Origin of the sequence: Embleya sp. AB8 (assembly GCF_049739465.1) — a bacterium.
Lineage (GTDB): Bacteria > Actinomycetota > Actinomycetes > Streptomycetales > Streptomycetaceae > Embleya.
Genome location: NZ_JBMHHY010000013.1, coordinates 54,570 through 75,259, shown reverse-complemented (window position 1 = coordinate 75,259; position 20,690 = coordinate 54,570). Strand labels below are relative to the sequence as shown.

At 68.9% G+C, this 20,690-nt stretch carries 29 protein-coding genes and 2 pseudogenes; 17 read left to right on the top strand and 14 right to left on the bottom strand.

Annotated elements, in window-relative coordinates:
• Nucleotides 1-37: 37 nt before the first annotated feature.
• Nucleotides 38-1,636, bottom strand: coding sequence for an acyl-CoA carboxylase subunit beta (locus ABIA38_RS20400; RefSeq protein ID WP_424640143.1), 1,599 nt, complete (start codon nucleotides 1,634-1,636; stop codon nucleotides 38-40).
• A gap of 162 nt (nucleotides 1,637-1,798) precedes the next feature.
• A complete protein-coding gene (locus ABIA38_RS20395; RefSeq protein ID WP_424640142.1) occupies nucleotides 1,799-2,614 on the bottom strand; it encodes a hypothetical protein in 816 nt (271 codons plus the stop codon).
• A gap of 215 nt (nucleotides 2,615-2,829) precedes the next feature.
• Here ABIA38_RS20395 and ABIA38_RS20390 point away from each other — a divergent pair, with 215 nt between their 5' ends.
• Complete coding sequence (locus tag ABIA38_RS20390; RefSeq protein ID WP_424640141.1) at nucleotides 2,830-3,522, top strand: nucleotidyltransferase domain-containing protein; 693 nt, start codon at nucleotides 2,830-2,832, stop codon at nucleotides 3,520-3,522.
• A gap of 26 nt (nucleotides 3,523-3,548) precedes the next feature.
• Here ABIA38_RS20390 and ABIA38_RS20385 read toward each other — a convergent pair whose 3' ends face one another.
• Entirely contained in the window at nucleotides 3,549-3,977 is a 429-nt protein-coding gene (locus ABIA38_RS20385) for a nucleoside deaminase (RefSeq protein WP_424640140.1), read from the bottom strand.
• The gene (locus ABIA38_RS20380) at nucleotides 3,974-4,837 is read right to left on the bottom strand and encodes an LLM class flavin-dependent oxidoreductase (protein WP_424640139.1); all 864 of its coding nucleotides are present in this window, start codon (nucleotides 4,835-4,837) and stop codon (nucleotides 3,974-3,976) included. The genes ABIA38_RS20385 and ABIA38_RS20380 overlap by 4 nt, the downstream gene beginning before the upstream one ends.
• A 94-nt stretch (nucleotides 4,838-4,931) precedes the next feature.
• Between ABIA38_RS20380 and ABIA38_RS20375 the strand changes: the two genes are divergently transcribed.
• The 5 genes from ABIA38_RS20375 (at nucleotide 4,932) to ABIA38_RS20355 (ending at nucleotide 8,999) form a co-directional block, all read left to right on the top strand.
• Nucleotides 4,932-5,396, top strand: a complete 465-nt coding sequence (locus tag ABIA38_RS20375; RefSeq protein WP_424640138.1) for an Lrp/AsnC family transcriptional regulator — start codon at nucleotides 4,932-4,934, stop codon at nucleotides 5,394-5,396.
• Between the two features lie 10 nt (nucleotides 5,397-5,406).
• Nucleotides 5,407-6,399, top strand: a complete 993-nt coding sequence (locus ABIA38_RS20370) for an ArsR/SmtB family transcription factor (RefSeq protein WP_424640137.1) — start codon at nucleotides 5,407-5,409, stop codon at nucleotides 6,397-6,399.
• A gap of 82 nt (nucleotides 6,400-6,481) precedes the next feature.
• Nucleotides 6,482-7,120, top strand: a complete 639-nt coding sequence (locus ABIA38_RS20365) for a Uma2 family endonuclease (protein WP_424640136.1) — start codon at nucleotides 6,482-6,484, stop codon at nucleotides 7,118-7,120.
• A gap of 110 nt (nucleotides 7,121-7,230) precedes the next feature.
• Nucleotides 7,231-8,034: a methyltransferase domain-containing protein gene (locus tag ABIA38_RS20360; RefSeq protein WP_424640135.1), complete on the top strand. Its 804-nt coding sequence runs from the start codon at nucleotides 7,231-7,233 to the stop codon at nucleotides 8,032-8,034.
• A gap of 488 nt (nucleotides 8,035-8,522) precedes the next feature.
• Nucleotides 8,523-8,999 carry a hypothetical protein gene (locus tag ABIA38_RS20355; RefSeq protein ID WP_424640134.1) on the top strand — a complete coding sequence of 159 codons (477 nt, stop codon included), beginning with the start codon at nucleotides 8,523-8,525 and terminating at the stop codon, nucleotides 8,997-8,999.
• Between the two features lie 24 nt (nucleotides 9,000-9,023).
• Here the strand turns inward: ABIA38_RS20355 and ABIA38_RS20350 are convergent.
• Nucleotides 9,024-9,131, bottom strand: a pseudogene (locus ABIA38_RS20350) (IS5/IS1182 family transposase); the annotation flags it as partial.
• Between the two features lie 211 nt (nucleotides 9,132-9,342).
• On the opposite strand from ABIA38_RS20350, the gene ABIA38_RS20345 reads away from it, so the two are divergent.
• From ABIA38_RS20345 to ABIA38_RS20335, 3 genes are all read left to right on the top strand, one after another.
• The gene (locus tag ABIA38_RS20345; protein ID WP_424640133.1) at nucleotides 9,343-9,699 is read left to right on the top strand and encodes a hypothetical protein; all 357 of its coding nucleotides are present in this window, start codon (nucleotides 9,343-9,345) and stop codon (nucleotides 9,697-9,699) included.
• A 175-nt stretch (nucleotides 9,700-9,874) separates the two neighbouring features.
• Nucleotides 9,875-10,543: a calcium-binding protein gene (locus tag ABIA38_RS20340; protein ID WP_424640132.1), complete on the top strand. Its 669-nt coding sequence runs from the start codon at nucleotides 9,875-9,877 to the stop codon at nucleotides 10,541-10,543.
• A gap of 53 nt (nucleotides 10,544-10,596) precedes the next feature.
• Nucleotides 10,597-10,761: a hypothetical protein gene (locus tag ABIA38_RS20335; RefSeq protein WP_424640131.1), complete on the top strand. Its 165-nt coding sequence runs from the start codon at nucleotides 10,597-10,599 to the stop codon at nucleotides 10,759-10,761.
• Between the two features lie 282 nt (nucleotides 10,762-11,043).
• Here ABIA38_RS20335 and ABIA38_RS20330 read toward each other — a convergent pair whose 3' ends face one another.
• The gene (locus tag ABIA38_RS20330) at nucleotides 11,044-11,769 is read right to left on the bottom strand and encodes an SDR family oxidoreductase (RefSeq protein ID WP_424640130.1); all 726 of its coding nucleotides are present in this window, start codon (nucleotides 11,767-11,769) and stop codon (nucleotides 11,044-11,046) included.
• Nucleotides 11,770-11,870: 101 nt separating this feature from the next.
• Here ABIA38_RS20330 and ABIA38_RS20325 point away from each other — a divergent pair, with 101 nt between their 5' ends.
• Nucleotides 11,871-12,797 (top strand): LysR family transcriptional regulator, encoded by a 927-nt coding sequence (locus ABIA38_RS20325; RefSeq protein WP_424640129.1) that lies wholly within the window; start codon nucleotides 11,871-11,873, stop codon nucleotides 12,795-12,797.
• 88 nt (nucleotides 12,798-12,885) lie between these two features.
• Here the strand turns inward: ABIA38_RS20325 and ABIA38_RS20320 are convergent, their stop codons facing one another.
• Complete coding sequence (locus tag ABIA38_RS20320; RefSeq protein ID WP_424640128.1) at nucleotides 12,886-13,158, bottom strand: hypothetical protein; 273 nt, start codon at nucleotides 13,156-13,158, stop codon at nucleotides 12,886-12,888.
• Between the two features lie 82 nt (nucleotides 13,159-13,240).
• Here ABIA38_RS20320 and ABIA38_RS20315 point away from each other — a divergent pair, with 82 nt between their 5' ends.
• From ABIA38_RS20315 to ABIA38_RS20295, 5 genes and pseudogenes are all read left to right on the top strand, one after another.
• A complete protein-coding gene (locus tag ABIA38_RS20315; RefSeq protein WP_424640127.1) occupies nucleotides 13,241-13,531 on the top strand; it encodes a hypothetical protein in 291 nt (96 codons plus the stop codon).
• 465 nt (nucleotides 13,532-13,996) lie between these two features.
• Nucleotides 13,997-15,196, top strand: coding sequence for a S1 family peptidase (locus tag ABIA38_RS20310; protein WP_424640126.1), 1,200 nt, complete (start codon nucleotides 13,997-13,999; stop codon nucleotides 15,194-15,196).
• Between the two features lie 14 nt (nucleotides 15,197-15,210).
• Nucleotides 15,211-15,582: a hypothetical protein gene (locus tag ABIA38_RS20305; RefSeq protein WP_424640125.1), complete on the top strand. Its 372-nt coding sequence runs from the start codon at nucleotides 15,211-15,213 to the stop codon at nucleotides 15,580-15,582.
• Between the two features lie 694 nt (nucleotides 15,583-16,276).
• Nucleotides 16,277-16,668: pseudogene (locus ABIA38_RS20300) on the top strand (transposase); the annotation flags it as partial.
• Nucleotides 16,665-17,135, top strand: a complete 471-nt coding sequence (locus tag ABIA38_RS20295) for a hypothetical protein (RefSeq protein WP_424640124.1) — start codon at nucleotides 16,665-16,667, stop codon at nucleotides 17,133-17,135. The pseudogene ABIA38_RS20300 and the gene ABIA38_RS20295, both read left to right, overlap by 4 nt.
• Nucleotides 17,136-17,332: 197 nt before the next feature.
• On the opposite strand, the gene ABIA38_RS20290 is transcribed toward ABIA38_RS20295, so the two are convergent.
• The 5 genes from ABIA38_RS20290 to ABIA38_RS20270 form a co-directional block, all read right to left on the bottom strand.
• Nucleotides 17,333-17,530: a DUF397 domain-containing protein gene (locus ABIA38_RS20290; protein ID WP_424640123.1), complete on the bottom strand. Its 198-nt coding sequence runs from the start codon at nucleotides 17,528-17,530 to the stop codon at nucleotides 17,333-17,335.
• A gap of 3 nt (nucleotides 17,531-17,533) precedes the next feature.
• A complete protein-coding gene (locus tag ABIA38_RS20285) occupies nucleotides 17,534-17,719 on the bottom strand; it encodes a DUF397 domain-containing protein (RefSeq protein ID WP_424640122.1) in 186 nt (61 codons plus the stop codon).
• A gap of 49 nt (nucleotides 17,720-17,768) precedes the next feature.
• Nucleotides 17,769-17,960, bottom strand: a complete 192-nt coding sequence (locus ABIA38_RS20280; protein ID WP_424640121.1) for a DUF397 domain-containing protein — start codon at nucleotides 17,958-17,960, stop codon at nucleotides 17,769-17,771.
• Entirely contained in the window at nucleotides 17,957-18,271 is a 315-nt protein-coding gene (locus ABIA38_RS20275; RefSeq protein WP_424640120.1) for a Scr1 family TA system antitoxin-like transcriptional regulator, read from the bottom strand. Before ABIA38_RS20275 ends, ABIA38_RS20280 begins: the two co-directional genes overlap by 4 nt.
• Nucleotides 18,272-18,407: 136 nt before the next feature.
• Entirely contained in the window at nucleotides 18,408-18,593 is a 186-nt protein-coding gene (locus tag ABIA38_RS20270) for a DUF397 domain-containing protein (protein ID WP_424640119.1), read from the bottom strand.
• Nucleotides 18,594-18,635: 42 nt separating this feature from the next.
• Here ABIA38_RS20270 and ABIA38_RS20265 point away from each other — a divergent pair, with 42 nt between their 5' ends.
• A complete protein-coding gene (locus tag ABIA38_RS20265; protein WP_424640118.1) occupies nucleotides 18,636-18,848 on the top strand; it encodes a hypothetical protein in 213 nt (70 codons plus the stop codon).
• Nucleotides 18,849-18,853: 5 nt separating this feature from the next.
• Here ABIA38_RS20265 and ABIA38_RS20260 read toward each other — a convergent pair whose 3' ends face one another.
• Nucleotides 18,854-19,048 carry a DUF397 domain-containing protein gene (locus ABIA38_RS20260; protein ID WP_424640117.1) on the bottom strand — a complete coding sequence of 65 codons (195 nt, stop codon included), beginning with the start codon at nucleotides 19,046-19,048 and terminating at the stop codon, nucleotides 18,854-18,856.
• A complete protein-coding gene (locus ABIA38_RS20255; RefSeq protein WP_424640332.1) occupies nucleotides 19,045-19,893 on the bottom strand; it encodes a helix-turn-helix domain-containing protein in 849 nt (282 codons plus the stop codon). Before ABIA38_RS20255 ends, ABIA38_RS20260 begins: the two co-directional genes overlap by 4 nt.
• Before the next feature lie 210 nt (nucleotides 19,894-20,103).
• Between ABIA38_RS20255 and ABIA38_RS20250 the strand changes: the two genes are divergently transcribed.
• Nucleotides 20,104-20,547 carry an ATP-binding protein gene (locus ABIA38_RS20250; RefSeq protein ID WP_424640116.1) on the top strand — a complete coding sequence of 148 codons (444 nt, stop codon included), beginning with the start codon at nucleotides 20,104-20,106 and terminating at the stop codon, nucleotides 20,545-20,547.
• The last annotated feature ends 143 nt before the right edge of the window (nucleotides 20,548-20,690 follow it).

The following is a 20,690-nucleotide window of genomic DNA, read 5'->3' as shown; positions in this document are numbered from 1 at the left end:
CGGTGTGCATGTCGTGATGGGGCCTGCCGAGGCCGGGTCACATGCGGAAGACCCCGTATCCCGTGGTACCCGCGACCGGCGCCGAATGTGCGGCGGACAATGCGATCCCGAGCACCGTGCGGGTGTCGCGCGGGTCGATCACGCCGTCGTCGTAGAGCCGGGCGGTGACGAAGAACGCGTGCGACTCGCGCTCGATCTGCGCCTCGATCGTGGTCCGGCGCAGTTCGTCCACCTCCTCGTCGAAGGTGATCCCACGGGCGGCGGCGGCCTGTCGGCCGACGATGGACAACACGCCGGCCAGTTGCGCGGCGCCCATCACGGCCAGCTTGGCGGTCGGCCACGCGAACAGCAGCCGGGGGTCGAAGGCGCGCCCCGACATCCCGTAGTTGCCCGCGCCGAACGACGCGCCGATATTGAGAGTGAGGTGCGGGACGGTCGAGTTGGTCACCGCGTTGATCATCTTGGCGCCGTCCTTGACGATGCCGCCCTGCTCGTACGCCGTGCCGACCATGTAGCCGGTGGTGTTCTGCAGGAAGAGCAGCGGAGTGTCCGAACGATTGGCCAACTGGATGAACTCGGCGGCCTTCTTCGCCTCTTCACCGAACAGGACGCCACGCGCGTTGGCCAGTACGCCGATCGGGAAGCCGTGGATCGACGCCCATCCGGTGATCAGACCGGCTCCGTAGTCGGGCTTGTACTCGCCGAATCGGGAGCCGTCCACGACCCGGGCGAGCACCTCGCGCGGGTCGAACGGGATGCGCAGGTCGGTGGGGACCAGGCCGAGCAGCTCGTCGATGTCGTAACGCGGTTCGTCGGCCGGGTGGGTCGGACCCGGGCCGTGCTTACGCCAGTTCAGCTCGGCCACGATCCGCCGACCGATCCGCAGGCAGTCGTACTCGTCCACGGCGTAGTGGTCGGCCAGGCCGGATACGCGGGCGTGCATCGCGGCGCCGCCGAGTTCCTCGTCGTCCGCCTCCTCGCCGGTGGCCATCCGAACCAGCGGCGGGCCGCCGAGGAACACCTTGGCCTGGCCCGCCACCAACACCGCGTGGTCGCACAGGCCCGGCACGTACGCACCGCCCGCCGTCGAGTTGCCGAACACCAGCGCGATGGTGGGGATGCCGAGCGCGGACAGCTCGGTCAGGTCGTGGAAGACCCGGCCACCGGGCACGAACAGCTCGGCCTGGCTGGGCAGATCGGCACCGCCGGACTCGACCAGGTTGACCACCGGCAGGCGGTTGCGGCGGGCGATCTCCAGGGCGCGGAGATTCTTGCGCAGCGAGTAGGGATTGACCGAACCGCCGCGCGCGGTCGGGTCGTTGGCGATCAGGACACATTCGACGCCGTGCACCGGTCCGATGCCGGTGACGAGTCCCGCGCCGACGGTGAATTCGGTGCCCCACGCGGCGAGCGAGGACAGTTCCAGGAACGGCGCATCCCGGTCGACAAGCAGTTCGATCCGCTGACGGGCGGTCAACCGCCCACGGGCCCGGTGGCGTTCGACATAACGCTCGCCGCCGCCGGCTCGCGCGAGGTCGAGTTGCTCGTGCAGGGCGGCGAGGGCGGCGAGTTGGGCGGCGCGGTTGGCCCGGTAGGTGTCGGAGCGCGGATCGAGCCGGGATCGCAGTACGGGCACTTGCTCGCCTCCTCGCCGATGGGCCGCGCGGTGCCGAAGTTGTCGACAACGGTTGGCGACAGTTGTCGGTGGCGGTGTCGACGGCAACTTCCGGATGTTAACGGCCGGTCACTTGGCGATGGAAGGGTCGAGCGGGGTGGAGCGGGCGGGATCGGTCGTCGGTCAGTGGTGGCCGTGGTGGCCCTGGTGGCCGGCGTGCGGGTCCGCGTGCTGCTCGTGCCGCTCGTGCTGCTCGGGCGCGGGCTTCCCGGCCTCGACGGTGAACTCGGCGGTACGGACCACGCCGCCGTGTTGGAAGTCGAGAAAGAACCGGTAGGTGCCGACGCTGGGCAGCTCGGTGTGGAAGGCGATCTCGGGACCGGCCGGGGTGACCCCGTCGCCGGGCGCACCGCCCGGGTGTACGTGCAGGTAGGCGAGGTCGCCGTCGCGCAGCACGACCAGGTGGCCGAACGCGGCCAGGTAGGGCTCCAGGTCGGTGACGGGCCGGCCGCCCTTGGCCACCGAGAGGGTGATGTGCGCGCCCTGCCCGGCGGCGGGTTCCCCGGTCAGGGTCACCGTGTAGCCGTCCACCTCGGCGGTCGCGGCGGGCGCGGGCAGCGGTACGGGGCGGAAGTCGCCGGCCACGTGGATGTCCACGCCGAGGGTGAGCGGGGTGCCGGTCGCGGCGGGGGCGAAGTCGGTGAACACGCGGTAGGTGCCGGCTTCGTCGAGGGTCAGCTCCTGGGCCCAGACGCCGTCCGCGCCGAGCACCGGGTGTACGTGCCGGAAGCCGCTCAGGTCGCGGCGGACCACGATCAGGTGCAGGTCCTTGTCGTGCTGCGGTAGGTATTCGCGCACCGGGGCTCCGTCGGGGCCGTCGATCCGGAACGCGAAGGTGCCGGCGGGCGCGGCGACGGGGATCAGGGTGTAGCCGTCCCGGGAGACCTGGAGCCCCTCGGGGGTGGCGGGAGCGGCAGCGTGGTGGGCGTGGACGGTCATGACGGACTCCCTTTGGTTCGGGTGGCCGGTTCGATGGCCACATCGGGAAACTATACCCCCAGGGGGTATCTGGCAAGGACGGGCGAGCGGAAATCGGGATTCGCTCCGGGCGCCGAGTGTCGGATACTGCGAGCTCGGGCGGAACGATCACGGTCAGGGCCAGGGCCAGGGTCATGGTCACAGACACGGTCACGGGGAAGCAGGGGGTCGGTGCGATGCGTACGTTGCTGATGGGGGTGGTCGGGTCGACCGCGTACGGCCTGGCCACCGCCGAGTCGGACGAGGACCTCCTGGGCGTCTACCTCGCGGACACCCGCGAGGTGCTCGGCCTTGACGGCGCGACCGTGACGAGCGGTTCGCGGGTGACCACACAGCCGGACGTGACGATGCACGAGCTGGGCAAATACTGCTCACTGGCGCTCAAGTGCAATCCGACGGTCACCGAGCTGCTGTGGCTCCCCGAGTATCGGGTGGAGACCGAGGCGGGCCGCCGACTCCGCGCGCTGCGCGGGTCGTTCCTCTCCACCGAGTATGTCCGCTCGGCCTATGGCGGCTACGCCCTACAACAGGCCAAACGCCTCCTGGGCCGGCACGAGGCGGGCAAGGAGGGCTTCAGCGCCGACACCGCCAAGCGCACGGCCAAACACGGCCGGCACTGCCTGAGACTGCTCCTCCAGGCCCAACAGCTGCTCCGCACCGGCGAGTTGACCCTCGACGTGAGCGCCCACCGAGACGACCTGTTCGCGACGGGCCGCCTGGCCGCCGAGCACCCGGAGGCTTTCGCGGCCCGCTTCGAACAGGAAAAGGCCACCCTCGACGCCCTCGACTCGGTACTGCCGGACCACCCCGACCGGGCCGCGGTGGACGGTTTGGTGGTCGCGCTGCGCGTGGCGGCGCTCCAGGGCTGAGCCCGAATCGAGGCCGGCGGTACGGGTCAGTGGTAGTACGGCGCCACCACGTCCCGCACCTCGTCGAGCAGCGCGGGGCCGTCCTGAGGCACCGCCGGCAGGCCGCTGCCCGGGCGGATGTCCAGGAGTTGCTCGTTGGACAGGGCGTACACCACTCGGCGCAGGCCGGCTCGCTGGATGGCCGCCTCGCACATCCCGCACGGTTGGCAGCTGGTGTACATCGTGGTGCCGGCCGCGGTGGCCGCTTCCAGTTCGGCGGCGGCCCAGCGGGCCAGCTTGAGTTCGGGGTGGGCGGTGATGTCGTTGTCGGTGAGCGTGGTGTTGTACGACTTCGCGAGTACCGTCCCGGCCGGGCCGACAAGGAGCGATCCGAACGGCGGGTTGCCGCTCGCCACGGCCTTGGCGGCGAGCGCGATGGCCTGGCGGAGGAGGGCGTGGTCTTCGGGTGTGGTCATGATCGTGGTCCGTTCGCGGGTGGGGTGGGCAGGCGCGCGGCGACGGTGGCGAGGGCCGCCCAGGCCGGCCGCGGGTCGAGGGTCTGACTCGGGTCGCCGTGGTACGGGTCGAGCACGACGGTCTCGGCGCCGAGCAGGCGCAGTTGCTCGAGGTCGGCCATGATCTGGTCGATCGTGCCTTCGCCGGCGAGGCGTTGTGGTCCGTCGACGGGCGTCGCGGTGGGCTTGAGCGCGATCCGCGGGGTGAGGGCGGGTACGGGGAGGCCCTGCGCATCGGCGGCGACCTTCAGCCGGACGGCGGCCTCGCGCAACCACGGCATGGTGGGGCGCAGCGGATGCCAGGCGTCCCCGAGCCGGACGGCACGGCGGATGCCCGCGTCGCTGTTGCCGCCGACCCAGATCGGGATCCTCCCGGTGCCGTAGTCGGCGGTTTCCGCCCAGGCCGCCCGCACGCCGGTCAGCAGCTCGTCGGTCAGTCGGCCGCGTTGTTCGAACGGGATGCCGAGGGCGGCGAACTCCTGCCGGGCCCAGCCGACGCCGACCCCCAGGACCAGCCGGCCACCGCTGAGCCGGTCCAGGTTGGCGGCCATCCGGGCGGTGAGCAGCGGGTGGCGGTAGGGGGCGATCAGGACGGTGGTCCCGAGCCGGATCCGGGTGGTGACGCCGGCCAGCCAGGAGAGCGTGGTGAACGGCTCGTAGAAGGGGGCCGGATAGCGCTGGGCGACGTCGGGCGTGATCGCGATGTGGTCCGACACCATCAGCAGGTCGAATCCGAGCCCCTCCACGGTCCGAGCCCAGTTGCGCAACACGCCCGGGTCGGTGCCCGGGCCGAAATTGAGGACGTTGACGCCGATCTTCACAACGTCGACCCTAGCCAGTCGGGCCCACCTCCCTGAAGGGAATCATCCCTGTTCAGCGGCGGTTCGCCCGTGGATCCCCCGGTAATCTGGCCGGATGACCGAGAGTCTTGACGCGACGGACTGGGCCATCCTCGCCGAGGTCGAGCGAGACGCCCGAATCCCGTACACCGAGCTGGCCCGCCGGGTGAACCTGAGCCCGTCCGCAACCACGGAGCGGGTCCGCCGACTGGAGGCGGCCGAGGTGATCACCGGCTACCGAGCGGAGGTGAACCTGCACCGGACCGGCTACCCGGTACTTGCGGTGGTCCGCCTCAAATACCCCGGAACCCGCCACGAGCCGCTGCACCGCCTGCTCGCCGAGCGCCCGGAAATCCTGGAGTGCCTGCGCACCACGGGCGACGACTGCTACGTCCTGAAGGTGGCCGCCACCTCGACCGCCCACCTGGAGCAACTGGTCGACGCGCTGGCCCAGTTCGGCAGTACGACGACGAATGTGGTGCTCAGCCAAACCCTCCCGCTGCGGGGCCCGCGAGAGCCCCGGGCGAGCACCGTCGGGTAGGGGTCGCGCAATGATCAGCTTCGAGCTCGGCGTCGAGGATCTCGCGGACACCCGATTCGCCGTCTCGCCGATGCACGAAACCCTGATGAGCCTGCGCGTATTGCAGGATCCCGGGCTCTCCGCGCTGCACCTGCCCTGGCGTAGATCGGTGCTCGCCCGACTCGGCGGCGAGGACTTCGACGCGGATCTGCTGATGTCCCTGGTCGCCCGGCGGCGGACCCTCCCCGACTTCCTGACCCCGAACCCCACGGAGTTCGAACCCGCATTCGCGACGGAACTCGCCACCGTGCGCGGGACGTCCCCGGCCCGGGTACGCCACGACCTGCTGCTGACCCACGCACCGGACCCGCTGCCGCCGGCCCTGTACGAAGCCACGGGCGACGATACGCGGGTGGCCGTACTCCGCGACACCATCTGCGACCTCCTGCGGCGGTACTGGGAACTGGCCCTCGAACCGATCTGGCCCCAGGCGCGGCTCGTCGTGGAGGCCGACATGACCTACCGGGCCCGCCAATTGGCGGTAGGGGGCGCCCGGTTGCTCTTCGCCGACATGCACCCGAACCTGCGCTGGCACAACGGCGTGCTGTACATCGACCGGATGATCAGCCGGCACCGGGTCGCCGTCGCCGGTCGCGGGCTGCTGCTCATGCCCTCGGTATTCGCCCACAAACCGGCACCGCCGCTGAGCGCGGACGAGGCCCCGTCGCTGGTCTATCCCAGTAGGGGCACGGCCACGCTCTGGGCCCCGGAGCCCGTCCCCACGACCCCCGCCCTGGTGTCCCTGCTCGGTGCGCCCCGGGCCAAAATCCTCGCCCTGCTCGAAGAGCCCCTCCCCACCGTCGAACTCGCCCGCCGCCTCGGGGTAACGCCGAGCGCCGTCTCCCAACACCTACAGGTCCTGCACGCCACCGGCCTGGTCACCCGAGCCCGCGCCGGCCGCCAGGTCCTGTACCGCCGAAGCCGACTCGGCAACCAGCTCGCCCCTCGCGGGTCGTGGCAATGACGGCGAACTCCGAGCGAGCCCGAACAGTCGGTGAATCCCGGACGCGGGTCACTGGCGCCGCGCCCGGCACCAGACTGTGAATATGGAGCCCGCCGATTCCGGACCCACTCCCGACGTCCACGACCCCGACTACATCGCCTTCGTCGCCGGCCGCATCCTCGACCATGTCCGCGAGGTGCCGGAGCTCGCCGCGTTGTCCGAGCCGGTGACGTTCGAGTCGACGCCACACGGCATCGTGATGACGACCGCTCCCGACGCGGCGCACGGGGACATCCTGGACGACCTGCGTTCCTTTCTCACCGCACTGCCTCAAGAGGGCGGCACCGCGCGGGCATTGCGTGAGAACACCTCGGTGGAAGTCGGCGCGTCCGAGCGCACCCCGGATCTGGTGGTGTTCGACCCTTCCCGCCGCGTCCTGGTCAGAGGTGGCAAGGCCATGTCGCCCACCGGGATCCTGATGTTGGCGGAGGTGACGTCGAACTCCACTCGGCGCGAGGACCTGGACCGCGAGGATCCGGCCGCCAAACCCCGCCAGTACGCGGCAGGCGGCATCCCGCTGTATCTGGTCGTCGACCGCCGCAGGGCCGAGGTACTGCTTTTCCGGGACGCGACCAACGGCGTCTACCCCGAGCCCACCGTCTTCCGGGTCGGCGAACCCGTCTGGCTTCCGAAGCCCTTCTCCGCGGCCTGGCCCACCGAGTTCATGAAGAACCTGCTGTAGCCGCGGCGGCGGGTACCGAGCACGGCCCGGCCCGGGGGCGGTTTCCGCCACCCGGGCCTGCGGATTCTCGCGGCGCATCCCGCCCCGGGACCGCCTGTCACAATCGCCACATGACCGAGTCCGACGCCGACGGCGGCTATCTGCTGGACAACGCGCAGACGGAGGCCGGCGTGCGCTTCGGCGCGCTCGCCGAGTTGTTCGACCCGGTGACGTTCCGGCACGTGGACCGGCTGGGCATCGGGGCCGGCATGCGGTGCTGGGAGGTCGGCGCCGGTGGTCCGTCCGTGCCGCTCGGGCTGGCGGAGCGGGTCGGCCCGACGGGTGCGGTGCTCGCCACGGACATCGACGTGTCCTGGACGAAGGGCATCGCCGGCGGCGTGATCGAGGTGCGGTCCCACGACGTGGTGGCCGACCCACCGCCGCCCGGTGGCTTCGATCTGGTGCACGCCCGGCTGGTATTGGTACACGTCACCGACCGCGCCGAGGCCCTGCGCCGGATGGTCGGGGCGCTGCGCCCCGGCGGCCGGTTGCTCCTGGAGGACGCCGACCCGGCGCTGCAACCGCTGCTGTGCCCGGACGAGTCGGGCCCCGACCAACAGCTCGCCAACCGCCTGCGATCCGCCTTCCGCACTCTGATGGCCGCCCGCGGCGCGGACCTGGCATACGGCCGTACCCTGCCCCGCCTGCTCCGCGCAGCCGGCCTGCAAGACGTACGGGCCGACGCATACTTCCCGATCACCTCGCCGGCCTGCGCCACGCTGGAAGCCGCAACGGTCCGCCAAATCCGCCACCACCTGACCGAACAGGGCCTGGCCACCGACGAGGAAATCGACCGCCACCTGGCAAACGTCGCCACCGGCCGACTGGACCTGGCCACGGCGCCGCTGATCTCCGCCTGGGGCTGTCGCCGGTAGCCCGGCTCACCCGGCTACCGAGAGGCGCCGAGCCGACCGCCCCGGCCGCCGAACTCCGCGCCGGGCAACTTCTGTTCGCTCAATATCGCGACGCGGTGTGCGGTGCCATGCACGCATTCCGCTCGAACGGGCGCCGGGCGCCGGGCGCACTTCTTCCGCCCCTTCGACGACGGCAATGCCCGATCCGCCTTCCGCACCGTCGCGGGCGGGGCCGATGCCGTTCGGCAGCGGGGTCGTTGGTGGCCCGTGCCCTTCGGGCCCACGTTCGCGCTCGCGGGCCCGAACTCCGGTAAGCCGCCTGGGACTTCGGGCGCCGGCCCGGCCCGCGTCGGGGAAGCGTACGTCGACCGCACCGGGATCCCCCGCCGATCCCGGATTCCGGCCGATACCGGCAGCGGCCGATTCGGTACCGTCACTTCGAGGAGGCCACGGCGACCCGTCGCCCGTGCTGCCTCGCGCTCCGTACCTCTTGACGACAGGAACGGCACATGACCGACCAGGCGTTGCCCTCGTCCGCACCGATCTCCGTGCGGCCGAACCCACTCTTCGGGCTGTCCCCGATGGCGGTCGGCCTCCTGCTGTGCCTGCCCAAGGCGCTCGACGGCGGCCCCAACACCTCGATGTACGCCGTCGGGGCGGTGGTAAGCGCCCTCACGCCCGCACTGGTGCTCCTGCTTTCCGTCACCGTCGGCGGCGGCCGGATCACCGTCCGCCGGGGCCTGCGTCGCACCTGTCTCCCACTGGCGGAGCTGCGCTCGGTGGCGACCGAGGCGAACGGCGACCGGGAGCCGCACACCCTCCTGCTCGAAAGCCACACCGGGGCACGCTGCCGAATCCCCTTGGTGGCCGTGCGCCGGAGGGACCGGCAACGACTCGTGGCCGCCCTCGAACGGACGGCTCCGCCCGGCACCATCCGCGAGGACCAGAAGCTACGCGACCTGCTGGGCTCCCCGGGCCGACCGTGAGAATGTTGAGAATGTGCAGCGGTGGCGGGCGAAACACCGCTCCACCACGTTGCGTTCGGGGTACACCGCCCGGTCGAACGCCGGCGGACGCCCGCCCTCGCGGCCCCGACATCGGCGGTTCGCGCGTTGCTCGACTCACACCCGGAGTCGGACCAGGTTCGTGAGGAACCTCCGGTGGACCGCGCGGCGGCGGGTGCCGATGGTGTGACATGCCGCCGATGGCGTAATGCGGGATGTGGGCTGTTCGGCGGCAGCAGGCTGGGCGCGAAAGCAACCTCCGCAACCTCCGGGATCGGTGTCGCACGCCTCGCGAGCGCCGACCACGACACGGGAGTGACCGAGCATGAGCGAAGCGAAGATCACGAACCTGACCGTCAAGGACCACGGCGTACGGGTGACCGTGGTCGTCGAGGGCCCCCGCCCCGACGTGGTCAGGCTGGAGAAGGCCCAGGACCTGAACCAGCTGATCCTCCTGCTGGGCCCGGTGGCCACCAAGCCCCAGCCCGCACCCCAGGTCGGTGGACATCCCCTGATCGAACTGGTCAGCACGATCGGATCCGTGTTCGACCGCAACCGCCCCAACGAACTGGGCATGGCGGTGAACATCCTCACCACCCGACCCGTCGAGCTCCGCAACGTCGCCCTGACCCAGGACGACAGCGACGCCAACGTCACGCGCTACCACCTCGACATGCACTGAACCAGCGCCCCACGGCCCGGATTCGGCGCTTCGGCGCATGGGCGACGGGCACGCCACGGAGCGGATCGTGGCGCGGGCGGCCGAGGACCTCGGCGCGGGCCGCCGCCGCGGCGGCCACGCCGAACGCGCTGGTCATCCCCGGTCCGTCCGACGGTCCGAGGTCATACTCGACGGCATGACGAGAGTTCACCGGCGCCTCGCCCTCGCACTGCTCGCCGCCGCCGCGGTGGCGGGGCTCGCCTTCGCGGCGAGCGCCCTCCTCGGCGGCCGGGGCGGCGGGCCGGCGCGGCCGTGGGCCGATGGTTCGGTCCACGGCCCGTGGCGCTCGGTCTTCGACGGCCACGGCGAGAACATCGGCCTCCACAACGGCCTGTCCCTCTCCCCCGAGCCCGCGCGGACCGCGGCGGAGACCCACGCCGGACTGATCGTCTCCACCCGGCAGTACGGGAGCATGAACCTCCAGGCCCGGATGCGCACGGTCGCCCAGTTGCGCACGCCCACGCCCAACCCCTGGGAGGTGCCGTGGTTGGTGTGGGCGTACTCCGACCCGGAACACTTCTACTACGTCACCCTCAAGCCCAACGGCTGGGAACTGGCCAAGCGCGATCCCGCCTACCCCGGCGGCCAGCGCTTCCTGGCCACGGATTCCGAGCCCTTCCCCATCGGCAGGTGGTCCGCGGTACAGGTGGCCCAGCGCGGCGCGCACCTGGAGGTGAGCGTCGACGGCAAGGGCCTGGTGGCCTACGAGGACCAGGAACGCCCTTACCTGGGCGGCAACATCGGGGCATACACGGAGGACGCCCGGGTGGAGTTCACCGACATCACGGTGGAACCGGCGAAATAGGCCCCGGTCCCGGCCCCGCCGTGTCCGCACGTAGTAGAAGGAAAGGGGATGGGATGGGAAGACAGGCAGTCGTCGTGCTCTACGTGCTCGCGATGGTAGGCGTCGTAGTGGGCTTGGACGTTCTGTTCTTCAGACACCAGTTCTGGGAGCGGCTGACGGTGAACGTCGGGGTCGTCCTGGTGTTCGGGGCGTTCTATTTCAGGTTCCTGAAGCAATGAATCGATGAGCGCGACCCGCCGCAATGCGGCTCCCCCTGCGGACGGGACCTCAGCCGGCGACATCATTGTCGGATCCCTGGCCGGCCTTGGGCTTGGCCTTGGAGCGTCCGCCAGTATCGGCTCCTCGCCCGCAACGCGCTGATCTGGCACAAGTGGGCGCCAGAGCCCCGATCAAGCGATGTGCCGGACGTCATCTACCGCGTTCCGGCGGGTCCGCCGGTTTCGTCGACGTACTGATCCGACCCGGCAGCCGTCGAGCCGACTCGAGTGCCGCCGCCATTTTCAGACGAGTCGGCCGCCGCCGTCGACGTGCAGCACGGTGCCGGTGACGTAAGGGCTGGTGACGGCGAACAGGACCGCCTTGATCAGGTCGTCCGGGGTGCCCACCCGACGGGCCGGGTTGCGCTCGGCGATGGTGCGCAGGAATGCCTCCTTGCCGGCGCCGAGTCCGTCCCAGGAGCCGGTGTCGACGATGCCCGGGGAGACGGCGTTGACGCGCACCGGGGCGATCTCCACCGCGAGGGCCTGGACCAGGAACGCCAATGCCCCGTTGGTGGTGGCCATCACGGTCCGGGCCGGGGCGGGGCGCCAGGCGGCCACGCCGGAGAAGAAGGTGAACGAGCCGCCCTCGCGGACCTGGCCGGCCAGGTGCTTGGCGAGCAGCAGCGGGCCGATCACCTTGGCGGCGAAGGCGCGCTGCACGTCGGCGAGTTCGAGTTCGGCGAGCGGGCCGTTGGCGGGCATCGCGGCGGTCGAGACCAGGTGATGGAAGCCGCCGACCTGCTTGGCGAGGGTGGCGATCGAGGCTTCGTCGGCGAGGTCGACCGGGACCACCTCGGCCGGTCCGGCCAGCTCGCCGGCGGTCCATTCGAGCCTGCGCGGGTCGGGGCCGGCGAGTACCAGGTCGGCACCGGCCGCCGAGGCGGTCCGGGCCAGCAGGCGGCCGGTGCGTGAGCCGGCGCCGATGATGACCAGGCGCTGTCCGGTGAGATCGGCGGAGGTTGTCATGTCGAACTCCCAGGGAGAGGTGGTGGGCTTGTCCCGACTCTCTCCCGACGCCAACCCATGAGTCCAAGGCTTGTTTTCTCTCATTGCGATAAAATCTATTCATGGCAACGCTGAGGCAGCTCGAATACCTGGTCACCGTGGTCGACACCGGCTCGTTCACGCAGGCGGCCGAACTGCTGCACGTGACGCAGCCGGCACTGTCCCACCAGATCCGGGCGTTGGAGAGTTCGCTCGGCGGACCGCTGTTGGAACGCCTGCCGCGCGCGATCAGGCCCACTCCGATGGGCCGCGCGGTGCTGCCGCACGCCCGAGCCGCACTTGCCGAGAGCGAGCGCCTGCACACCGCGGCGCGGCGGGCGGCCGGACTGGAGGGCGGCGAGCTGGAAGTCGCGACCGTCTACTCGGTCAGCCTGGGCATCCTGCCGCCCGTCCTGCGGGCCTGGCGCCGACGGCACCCGGGCGTGCGGATCCGGCTGCGCGAGTATCCGCACGCCGACCAACTCCAGGCCGCAATGGCGGCAGGGCAGGCCGACTTGGCCATCGGCCCCTCGCCCGCCGGCTGGGAGGGGCCCGTGCGCGACCTGGGCATCGAGGAGTTCGTCATCGTCCTGCCGAGCGACGACCCGCTTGCGGACACCCCGGCCGAGCCGCTGGCACTGGGGGCACTCGCCGACCGCGCCTGGGTGCGCTACGCCCCCGGTAACGGGCTCGCCGACCTGCTCGACCAGGTCTGCCGCCAGGCGGGATTCCAACCGCAGACGGCCGTTCACGCCGAGCAGACCTCGGCCGCACCGCTGCTCGCCGCCGCCGGGCTCGGTCCAGCCCTGGTCCCGGCCAACATCGTCCCGTCGGACTTCGACGGCCTGCTGCGACTGCCGGACCCGCCGGTCCGCCGCACCCTGACCGCCTATACCCGCACCAGGCCGGACCCGCTGACCACCACGTTCGCGGACCTGCTCGCCCGTCAGGCCTGCGTCGTCCCCGCCCACATCCAGGCGCTCGCCACCGCGCAGAGCCCTGCTCCGTAACACCGGCGCCGCGTCGGGTCGGTCGGGGCACACCTGCTCGCACGCCGGCTTCGCCTGGCGGACTCGGCCCTTGTTCGACGCGGGGTGTTCATACGGTGGCGCCGAGGCCGGCGGCAAGCAGTGAGTCCCGGAGCCTGCGGTACAGGGTCGCGGCCTGGGGGAGTGTCAGGTGCCGGGTCTCGGCGGCGAATTGGGGTCGGCCGGTCGGGTCGCCGAAGGTGTACAGGGCTCGCAGGGTGATCGGCCGGGTGGGGTCGGCCGGTTCGTGGTCGGCGTCGAGGGTGTGGGTGTGCGGTACGAACGGGCCGACCCCAACTCGCCACCGAGGCCCGACACCTGACGCTCCCCCAGGCCACCGCATGAACACCCGCACACAAAGCCGGAGCCCGCCAGGCGGAACCGGCGCGCGAGCGCCGCCCAGGCCGAAGCCCGACGCCCCCGTGATGCCCACGATCCAAGTCCCGTGTGCGGTCGGCCGACCGCAGGTGCGCCCCGACGCCGTCCTCGCCGCCCAAGCCGCCAACCGGCACCGCACCGCAAGCGGCGCGACCGGGGCGGAGGTCGGCCGCGCCGCCCGGACCGCGACGCCCACCCGTCACGCGACACGGTCAAGCCTGCATCCAACCGGGCTCGAACACTGGCTCGGCATCACCACGCGGGCCGACAAACCCGCCACCGACCACTACCAGGCGGCACTCCGCGTCGCGACCATCTTCCGGTGGCTCAAGCCCTGAGCCATCAAACGCGGCCTACTGATTGCACCAGTCGCGGGCGTTGGCAATGCCTTTGCAGGCTGCCCTGGTCTCGGGCCCGGCGACGCCGAAGATGCCTCCGGTGATCGGCGTCGGCGCCGAGGGCGACGAGGTAGCGCGGGAGGGCGCGGATGGCGTTGGGGCCGACAGACAAGATCACGCAGCACGGAAGCGGCATTCGACCGTGTTGTGGCCGGTCGAATTTGGCCAGTTCCGAGGTGAATTCGGTCGATCCAACCAGATGTTGACTTTGTTTTCAGGATGACTATTAGGGTCACGAGCATGTCATCCGGAGTAAGCCGGGCGGCTGATTTCATCCCTTCGGAAGGATTCCACAATATGCGAGTCAGATCAGTTGCGGGGTCAATCACAGCCGCTTTATTACTGGCGACATGCATAACCGGCGCCGCAAAGCCCGGGCTCGGCGTCCCCGAGTCTTCGACTTCGATGCCGAAGCCGGCCGAAGTCAGCGAAGAAGCATTGTTGCGTCAGCCGGTTCTCAAGGAACTAGCCAATCGGATCGCCGGTGTGGACGAGGCCGAGCGATACCGGATACCCGGATATGCCGGGCTGGTCCTCGATGCGGAAAAAGCCACGCTGGATGTCTACTGGAAGGGCGCCCCTCCCGGAGTGGTCACGGCGATTCTCGCCGATCCCCCTCGGGGAATCACAGTCAAGCTTCATTCGGCTCGATTCTCGGCAGCCGAACTCGAAGCGGGCCGGCAGCGTCTGGTTTCCGGCCAAGGCAATCAGGCGGCACTCGAGGCCGTTGCCGACTGGCACTCCATCTCAATCCTTCCGGAAGGCGCGGGTCTATCGGTCGGCTTCGAGCCGCGGGCAACTGCGGCGCAACTCGCGTCGGCCGATACCGTGGCCATCTCCCGAGACGTGGCCTTGAAGGTCGAAGGCATCGCCGGGGTGCCAGTCCAGGCATACGTGAAGCCGAAGCCGAAGGACACCACACGGGCCTATGACCAATCTCCTTGGCGGGCCGGAGGCCAACTCCACCCTCAAGGGGGCGGGTTCTGCACCACCGGCTTCACCGGGTGGCGGGGCGGGGCGCCGGTGATCTTGACGGCAGCGCACTGTGGCGCTTCGGGCTGGTACGCCAACGGAAACAACATTCTCATCGGTTCGGTGGTGGCCAGTCGAGCAGATCGCGATATATCTGTCATTGGCGTGCAGAATGGAACGGTCGGCCCCTACTACTACGACGGCCCCTGGGACGACTCGGCAGGGTACGCGAAGCACGTCGTGGGGGCGAACTACAACAACAACGGCGACTTCGTCTGTGCTTCCGGGGCAATGTCCGGCGTTCGATGCAATTTGAAGGTCTACAACGATAATACGGTATTCAAGGGAGAGGACGGCGTGACTCGCGGCCCGGCGATCCTCGCCAAGCGGATTTATCCGACAGATATTGCCATTGCCCAGGGCGACAGCGGCGGTCCGATCGTCGCCAGTCCCGACGGGACGTATGGCGGGAACATGGAGGCGCGGGGAATCATCAGTGCTTCCGATGGGAATTATGTGGTCTGCCCGGTCTGGGGGGAAGGAACGGCCGGCGAGACCATCTGCTACGAGGGCGTTGCGTACATCGCTATTCGACGGGTACTCTCGGATTTCGGCGTGGTCATCGCCACTTGAGAGAAGGTGCATCGGTGCGATCGTCGCCCGGAATCGGGAATTCCGGTAGTCCAGCCCTCTTCTGCGGTGCTGTCCTGGCACTTCTGCTCGCAGGATGCGCCGGTGCCGACCAGGGAAGCGGCAGCGGTCCCGAGGGGGCCAAGCGCGAGCAGATCACATCCTTGCAGATCGCCATCGCCGAGATGCGCAGCAGTACGTACAAGGTTGCCGATGTAAGCGACGCATCCGGGGAGTTGACCGTTTCGGTCGTTGGAGACCTGGACGCGGCCCGGCGAGATCTGGCGAATCGTTACCCCCAGCAGAAGATCACCGTGCGGAGCAGTCAGGAGCACGTCGACCTCATCGGCCGGATACCGGAACCGACCGGCGGTTCCCGGAACCGATAGCAAAGCCGTATTCCGACATAGCGGCACACGGACAACCCCCGGCCTGCCCGCGCTCCGTCCATGGGGCGCGGGCAGGTCATGTGGGCGGCGCGCGCCAGGGGATGTTCCCGGCGAATGTCTCTCGTGGGGTCGTCCACCGCGCCACGGGCTTGCAACGGCTTCCCGATGATGAGCGCGACCCTCCGCAATGCGGCTCCGTCGCCGGGCGGGAACTCGGCCCGGCGACATGATCACGAACGCATATGCGGCGCTACCAGGTGATCGCATAGCCGGCAGCAACCCACCGGTCTTCGCCTGCCTCCGCCGCTTCGGGGACGCAAAAGGCCGCCCCGAAGAGCGACCTCGGGCTTCAGAGAGTCAGTGGAATCGTCAAACGTGGAGCGCACGATGTCTGCGTCCTCGGCCGGGTAGGCGCACTCGATCAACTTGCCTGCAAGGAACCACAGTTCGACCTTCTGATCATCTGTCAGCGCCCCGGTCTACGGCCGCTTCTCCGACGTGTAAGGCCGCCAGATACTACTCGGCGGACTCGCGGTGTTCCCGGTCGCCTCGCTCGCCTGCGGGGCGGCCGACTCTCCATGACGGCGCTGATCGCCTCCCGTGCCGTACAGGGTCCGGGTGCCGGAGCCCTACTCACCCTCGGCATGGCCCTGATCCGCAACCTCGATTCGCCCTCCCGGATGGAGGGGCAGGCGTGTGGTCGGACGGCGTGCACCTGAAGGTCCGGCTCGGCCAGGCGCACTCGTGTGTGCTGGTCCTGCTCGGGGTCCGACCGGACGGCACCAAGGAGTTCGTCGCCTTGGCCGAGGGCTTGCGCGAGTCCAAGGAGTCATGGGCGGACCTGCTGCGCGACTGCCGCCGGCGCGGCATGCGCGACCCCGAACTGGTTGTCGGCGACAAGCTCCGTACCGAGGTCACCCGCGGTGCCGGCAGCCCGGCCGCCGCGCTCGCGATGGTGTAAATCTCGCCGAATCCACCCAGGCCTGCCGGCGCGCGATCACCGGCGCCCACCTGGTCACCCTCGTCCGCGCCGGTGCCACGTTCGAGAACGGCATCCTGATCGAACGGCTGGACCAGGCCGCATGAACCACGACGACCCAACGCAGGAAGAACCGGCCGAGCACCTCCGCTTCTGGGACTACCTGCGCGAGCTCGAACAGGTCGCGGAGGCCGACGAGGTCGGCCTGGTCGCCGAAGTCCTCACCGACCCGGTCCAGGAGATGGCCCAGTCCGCCGTCCTGCGTCACCTGGACCGCCGAGCCGCTGACCTCCACCCCGAACCCGCCTACGAACCGTGGGTCGAGAAGATGACCCAGGCCACGACGCGCTATCCGCGCCTCACCCGGCGCCTGCACGACTGGTCCTTCTTCCGAGCCATCACACTGCGACAACCGTGGAGTCCGGACGCCCTGCACGACTCGTCCGACTGGCTCCAACTCAAAACAGCATCAGCGTCGAACACCACAGCCCTCGAGCTCCTCGCCGAAGCCGGCCGCACCAACCGGATCCGCAACACAGCCAAGACCAGCCTCAAACACCAGAGCGAGCGCTGATCCTGGAGCCCTCGAATATTGCTCCGAACACACGCGTCCGCAGCACTGGTGCAGCGCCGCGTTGATCCTTCGGGGGTTCATGCGGCTTTGAGTGGGCTGCCGTCGTAGGTCCAGCGGTAGGGCCAACACCACCGCACGGCCTGGGGCGACCTCGCCATCGGACCGTTCGTCTTCAACCCGACCCGCCGATGAACTCGTCAGCCCTTGAGCGACGTCACCAGCGCAGTCCAAGCAGAGGCGCCGAACATGTGGACGGGACTGCCCTCGCCCCGCTTGCTGTCGCGGACAGCCATGGCCGTATCACCATGCCACCGCGTCTCGACACAGTTGTCCGCGTTGTCGCTCCGAGTGCTCTTGGTCCAGCCGGCGGCCTCTGGCTTCAGAGAGTTGGCCACAACTCAGCCCTGGAGCGTGGCAGTCATGGCCGCCCAAGAGGCCGAACCGAACGTGAGCATGCCACGATCGCGGTCCTTGGTGTCGCGAACGAGAGCCTGCCCAGCGCGAGATGCGCTCTCGACGCAGTTGTTGGATCCCTCGCTGGCAATGGCCTTGCGCCAGTGCAGTTCGGTGTCGTGTGCCTTCACAAGCTCACCCTTCCTTCGATTCCCCTTGGGGCACCGCGCTGGTTTGACGTCAGGACTTGACGGTCTCGATGAACGCGGCCCACGCGCCCTGATCGAAGCCGGCGATCGAGCCAGCCTCGCCCAGCTTGCTGTCGCGCACGGCCATTGCGACGCTCGCCGATCGGCGCGTCTCAACGCAGTTCGCGCCGTTGTTGCTGTAGGAGCTGGTGGTCCATTCGTCAGATGCCTTGGTCTTGTTCATGTTGTCCACTCTGATTCCATGATGCTGCGGATCGTGACTGCCGTTTGACGTGGTGAGAGTGCCGTCATGCGCAGTTGTTCTCCGCCCTCCGCGTACTGGGCAGCAACGTCGGGACCTTCGAGGCACAACGCCGAGTGCAACGATTCGATGACCACGACGGGGGGCTCACCGCTGAAGTCCATGCAGGTGAACTGGCCCTTGTCTCCGACGTGCGGACCAGCAGTGAACGGTAGGACTTGGAGGGCGACATTCGGAAGCCTTCCCGCATCGACGCTGCCCCCGATGGGGTTCAACAACGAGTAGTCGGTCAACTCATCTGTGACCAGCAGGTGTTCACGAAGCCGCAGCGAACGGCCGGATCCTTCGCCTGCCGCCGCTCCGGGGATGCAAGAGGCCGCCCCTCACATCCCGAAGGGCGGCCTCTGGCTTCAGAGAGTCAGCAACAACTCAGCCCTGAAGCGCGGCAGCCATGGCCGCCCAAGAGGCCGAACCGAACGTGAGCATGCCACGATCGCGGTCCTTGGTGTCGCGAACGAGAGCCTGCCCGGCGCGAGATGCGCTCTCGACGCAGTTGTTCGTTCCCTCGCTGGCAGTGGCCTTACGCCAGTGCAGTTCGATGTCGCGTGCCTTCACAAATCTCACCCTTCCTTCGATTCCCCTTGGGAACCCGCGCTGGTGACGTCAGGACTTGACGGCCTCGACGAACGCGGCCCACGCACCCTGGTCGAAGCCGGCGATCGGGTCGGCCTCACCAGTCTCCACGTCTACGACGTACAGCGACGGATGATGCCCATGTGGCGCATCGGGATGAGTACCAACCCACGACCATGGCGGCGTAGCGAGGACGCCCACCGCGACTCGGGGGCGTCCTCGCTTGCGAGTCGATGAACCCGTCAGCCCTTGAGCGACGTCAGCAGCGCAGTCCAAGCAGAGGCGCCGAACATGTGGACGGGACTGCCCTCGCCCCGCTTGCTGTCGCGGACAGCCATGGCCGCGTCGCCGTGCCACCGCGTCTCGACACAGTTGTCCGCGTTGTCGCTCCGAGTGCTCTTGGTCCAGCCTGATGTTGCCTGGGGGATGGTGGTCATGCCAGTTCCTCAATGATCGTTGTGATTTTTGCCAGCGACTCCCGTGGAGAGAGCGCTGCCATCCGGAGCTGTTCTCCGGCGGCCTCATAGCGCTGGTACGACGACGGCTCCTCGAAGAAGATCGCCGACATCAGCATGCCAACCACGGCGACAGGGGGTTCGTCCTGAGCAAACGTCATCGTGGTGAAGGGCCCATTGTCGCCGGGATGCGGCCCCGCTGTGAACGGCAGGACCTGAAGGGAAACGTTGGGCAACCCGGCTGTGGTTACGAGGTGTTCGAGTTGCTTGCGGTGAACCGCCGGTTCGTTGCCCTGCCGCTGTAGCAGGGCCCGTTCACCCATCACGATGTGAATCTTCGGAGGCGCAGGATCCACGCGGGTAAGGACCGTTTGGCGTTCGAGCCTCAGATCAACGAACTTCTCGACCTGCTTGCGTTCTTGCCAGATCTGGCCCGACTCCACGACCTGGATGGCATAGTCCCGGGTCTGGAACAAGCCCGGGATGGTCTCGCCCCAGTACATGATCGAGACCGCGTCCTGTTCCAGGGCCAAGTAGTCGGCGAACGAGGGGCGTACGACCTCTCCGTACTGGGCCGGATACGCCGGTTGCAGGCTTCGGCTCGCCAGCTCCATGAGTTCATTCTTGCGATCCTCGTCCGTGACGTTGTACACGGCGAAGAAGGCGTGCAAGTCCCGAGGGAAGACCCGTTGTTGCCCGTTCTCGATCTTGCTCAGACTGCCGTCGCTGCGGCCGAACAACTTCGCTGCCTCTTCGAGGTTGAGCCCGCAAGCTCGGCGTAGGGCCCGGAGTTCCCTCCCGACGCGCAGCCTGCGGAGCGTTCGCACTGCCAAGACTCGTACCTCCCAGAGTTGGGTTCCCGCGCACAGTTTGGCGGTTCGGGCGACCCCTTGCCTAGAAACGGGAGAGTTTCGCATCGAGGACTTGCATTGCGGTGAGTCCTCTGTCATAACTTCTACCAGCACGGTGCGCTCCGGTTTCATCACGGAACGCAAGCAAGATCGTTGAGCCACGCCCCCAACCTCAAGGGGATAGCTGTGCCTTCCGACGCTTCCGTTTGTCTCGTTCGCCCCACCCTCTACGCGTGGACGGCGTGCCTCCTGAACCTGGCCCCGGGGGAATATCGCCCGGTGGAGCGGGCTCGCGCCTGCGCCCTGGTGGCCTGTCGGAACTGGCGGGTGGACGGTGGCGATCTTGTCCTCGTGATAGCCGAGCTCCTCACCAACGCGTTCGAGCACGCGGGGCTTGTCGGCGAGCAGCGTGTGCTGGTGCGGATCTGTTGGCGCAGGCACTTGGCCGAACTTGAGCTGGAAGTCGTCGTCCCCCAAACCGGGTTCGTGCTACCCGAGTTCGGCGACGTGGACCCGGATGCCGAGAGCGGGCGCGGTCTGGTGATCGTGCGGAACCTCGTCCGGACGTTCTCGTGCGAGGAACGCACTCCGGGACAACAGGTGTTCAGAGCCGTCCTGGATGCGGCATGACCCGTTCGTCAAAGAGCAGGCAAGTGGACTATGGCGCCCGGGTGTTCGATCCGGATGCCGGGCAGTCCGGGTATGTGGAGGGGTTTCGGGGGAACGAGGTTCTCCTTCGCCCGATATCGGATGAACGAAGCCCTTGCGGCTGT

Bases quoted from the DNA above. Each gene is read 5' to 3' on its own strand.
- ABIA38_RS20395 (WP_424640142.1), bottom strand. From the start codon at position 2,614: ATGACCGTCCACGCCCACCACGCTGCCGCTCCCGCCACCCCCGAGGGG.
- ABIA38_RS20390 (WP_424640141.1), top strand. From the start codon at position 2,830: ATGCGTACGTTGCTGATGGGGGTGGTCGGGTCGACCGCGTACGGCCTG.
- ABIA38_RS20385 (WP_424640140.1), bottom strand. From the start codon at position 3,977: ATGACCACACCCGAAGACCACGCCCTCCTCCGCCAGGCCATCGCGCTC.
- ABIA38_RS20375 (WP_424640138.1), top strand. From the start codon at position 4,932: ATGACCGAGAGTCTTGACGCGACGGACTGGGCCATCCTCGCCGAGGTC.
- ABIA38_RS20370 (WP_424640137.1), top strand. From the start codon at position 5,407: ATGATCAGCTTCGAGCTCGGCGTCGAGGATCTCGCGGACACCCGATTC.
- ABIA38_RS20365 (WP_424640136.1), top strand. From the start codon at position 6,482: ATGGAGCCCGCCGATTCCGGACCCACTCCCGACGTCCACGACCCCGAC.
- ABIA38_RS20360 (WP_424640135.1), top strand. From the start codon at position 7,231: ATGACCGAGTCCGACGCCGACGGCGGCTATCTGCTGGACAACGCGCAG.
- ABIA38_RS20355 (WP_424640134.1), top strand. From the start codon at position 8,523: ATGACCGACCAGGCGTTGCCCTCGTCCGCACCGATCTCCGTGCGGCCG.
- ABIA38_RS20345 (WP_424640133.1), top strand. From the start codon at position 9,343: ATGAGCGAAGCGAAGATCACGAACCTGACCGTCAAGGACCACGGCGTA.
- ABIA38_RS20340 (WP_424640132.1), top strand. From the start codon at position 9,875: ATGACGAGAGTTCACCGGCGCCTCGCCCTCGCACTGCTCGCCGCCGCC.
- ABIA38_RS20335 (WP_424640131.1), top strand. From the start codon at position 10,597: ATGGGAAGACAGGCAGTCGTCGTGCTCTACGTGCTCGCGATGGTAGGC.
- ABIA38_RS20330 (WP_424640130.1), bottom strand. From the start codon at position 11,769: ATGACAACCTCCGCCGATCTCACCGGACAGCGCCTGGTCATCATCGGC.
- ABIA38_RS20325 (WP_424640129.1), top strand. From the start codon at position 11,871: ATGGCAACGCTGAGGCAGCTCGAATACCTGGTCACCGTGGTCGACACC.
- ABIA38_RS20320 (WP_424640128.1), bottom strand. From the start codon at position 13,158: ATGCGGTGGCCTGGGGGAGCGTCAGGTGTCGGGCCTCGGTGGCGAGTT.
- ABIA38_RS20315 (WP_424640127.1), top strand. From the start codon at position 13,241: ATGCCCACGATCCAAGTCCCGTGTGCGGTCGGCCGACCGCAGGTGCGC.
- ABIA38_RS20310 (WP_424640126.1), top strand. From the start codon at position 13,997: ATGCCGAAGCCGGCCGAAGTCAGCGAAGAAGCATTGTTGCGTCAGCCG.
- ABIA38_RS20295 (WP_424640124.1), top strand. From the start codon at position 16,665: ATGAACCACGACGACCCAACGCAGGAAGAACCGGCCGAGCACCTCCGC.
- ABIA38_RS20280 (WP_424640121.1), bottom strand. From the start codon at position 17,960: ATGAACAAGACCAAGGCATCTGACGAATGGACCACCAGCTCCTACAGC.
- ABIA38_RS20260 (WP_424640117.1), bottom strand. From the start codon at position 19,048: ATGACCACCATCCCCCAGGCAACATCAGGCTGGACCAAGAGCACTCGG.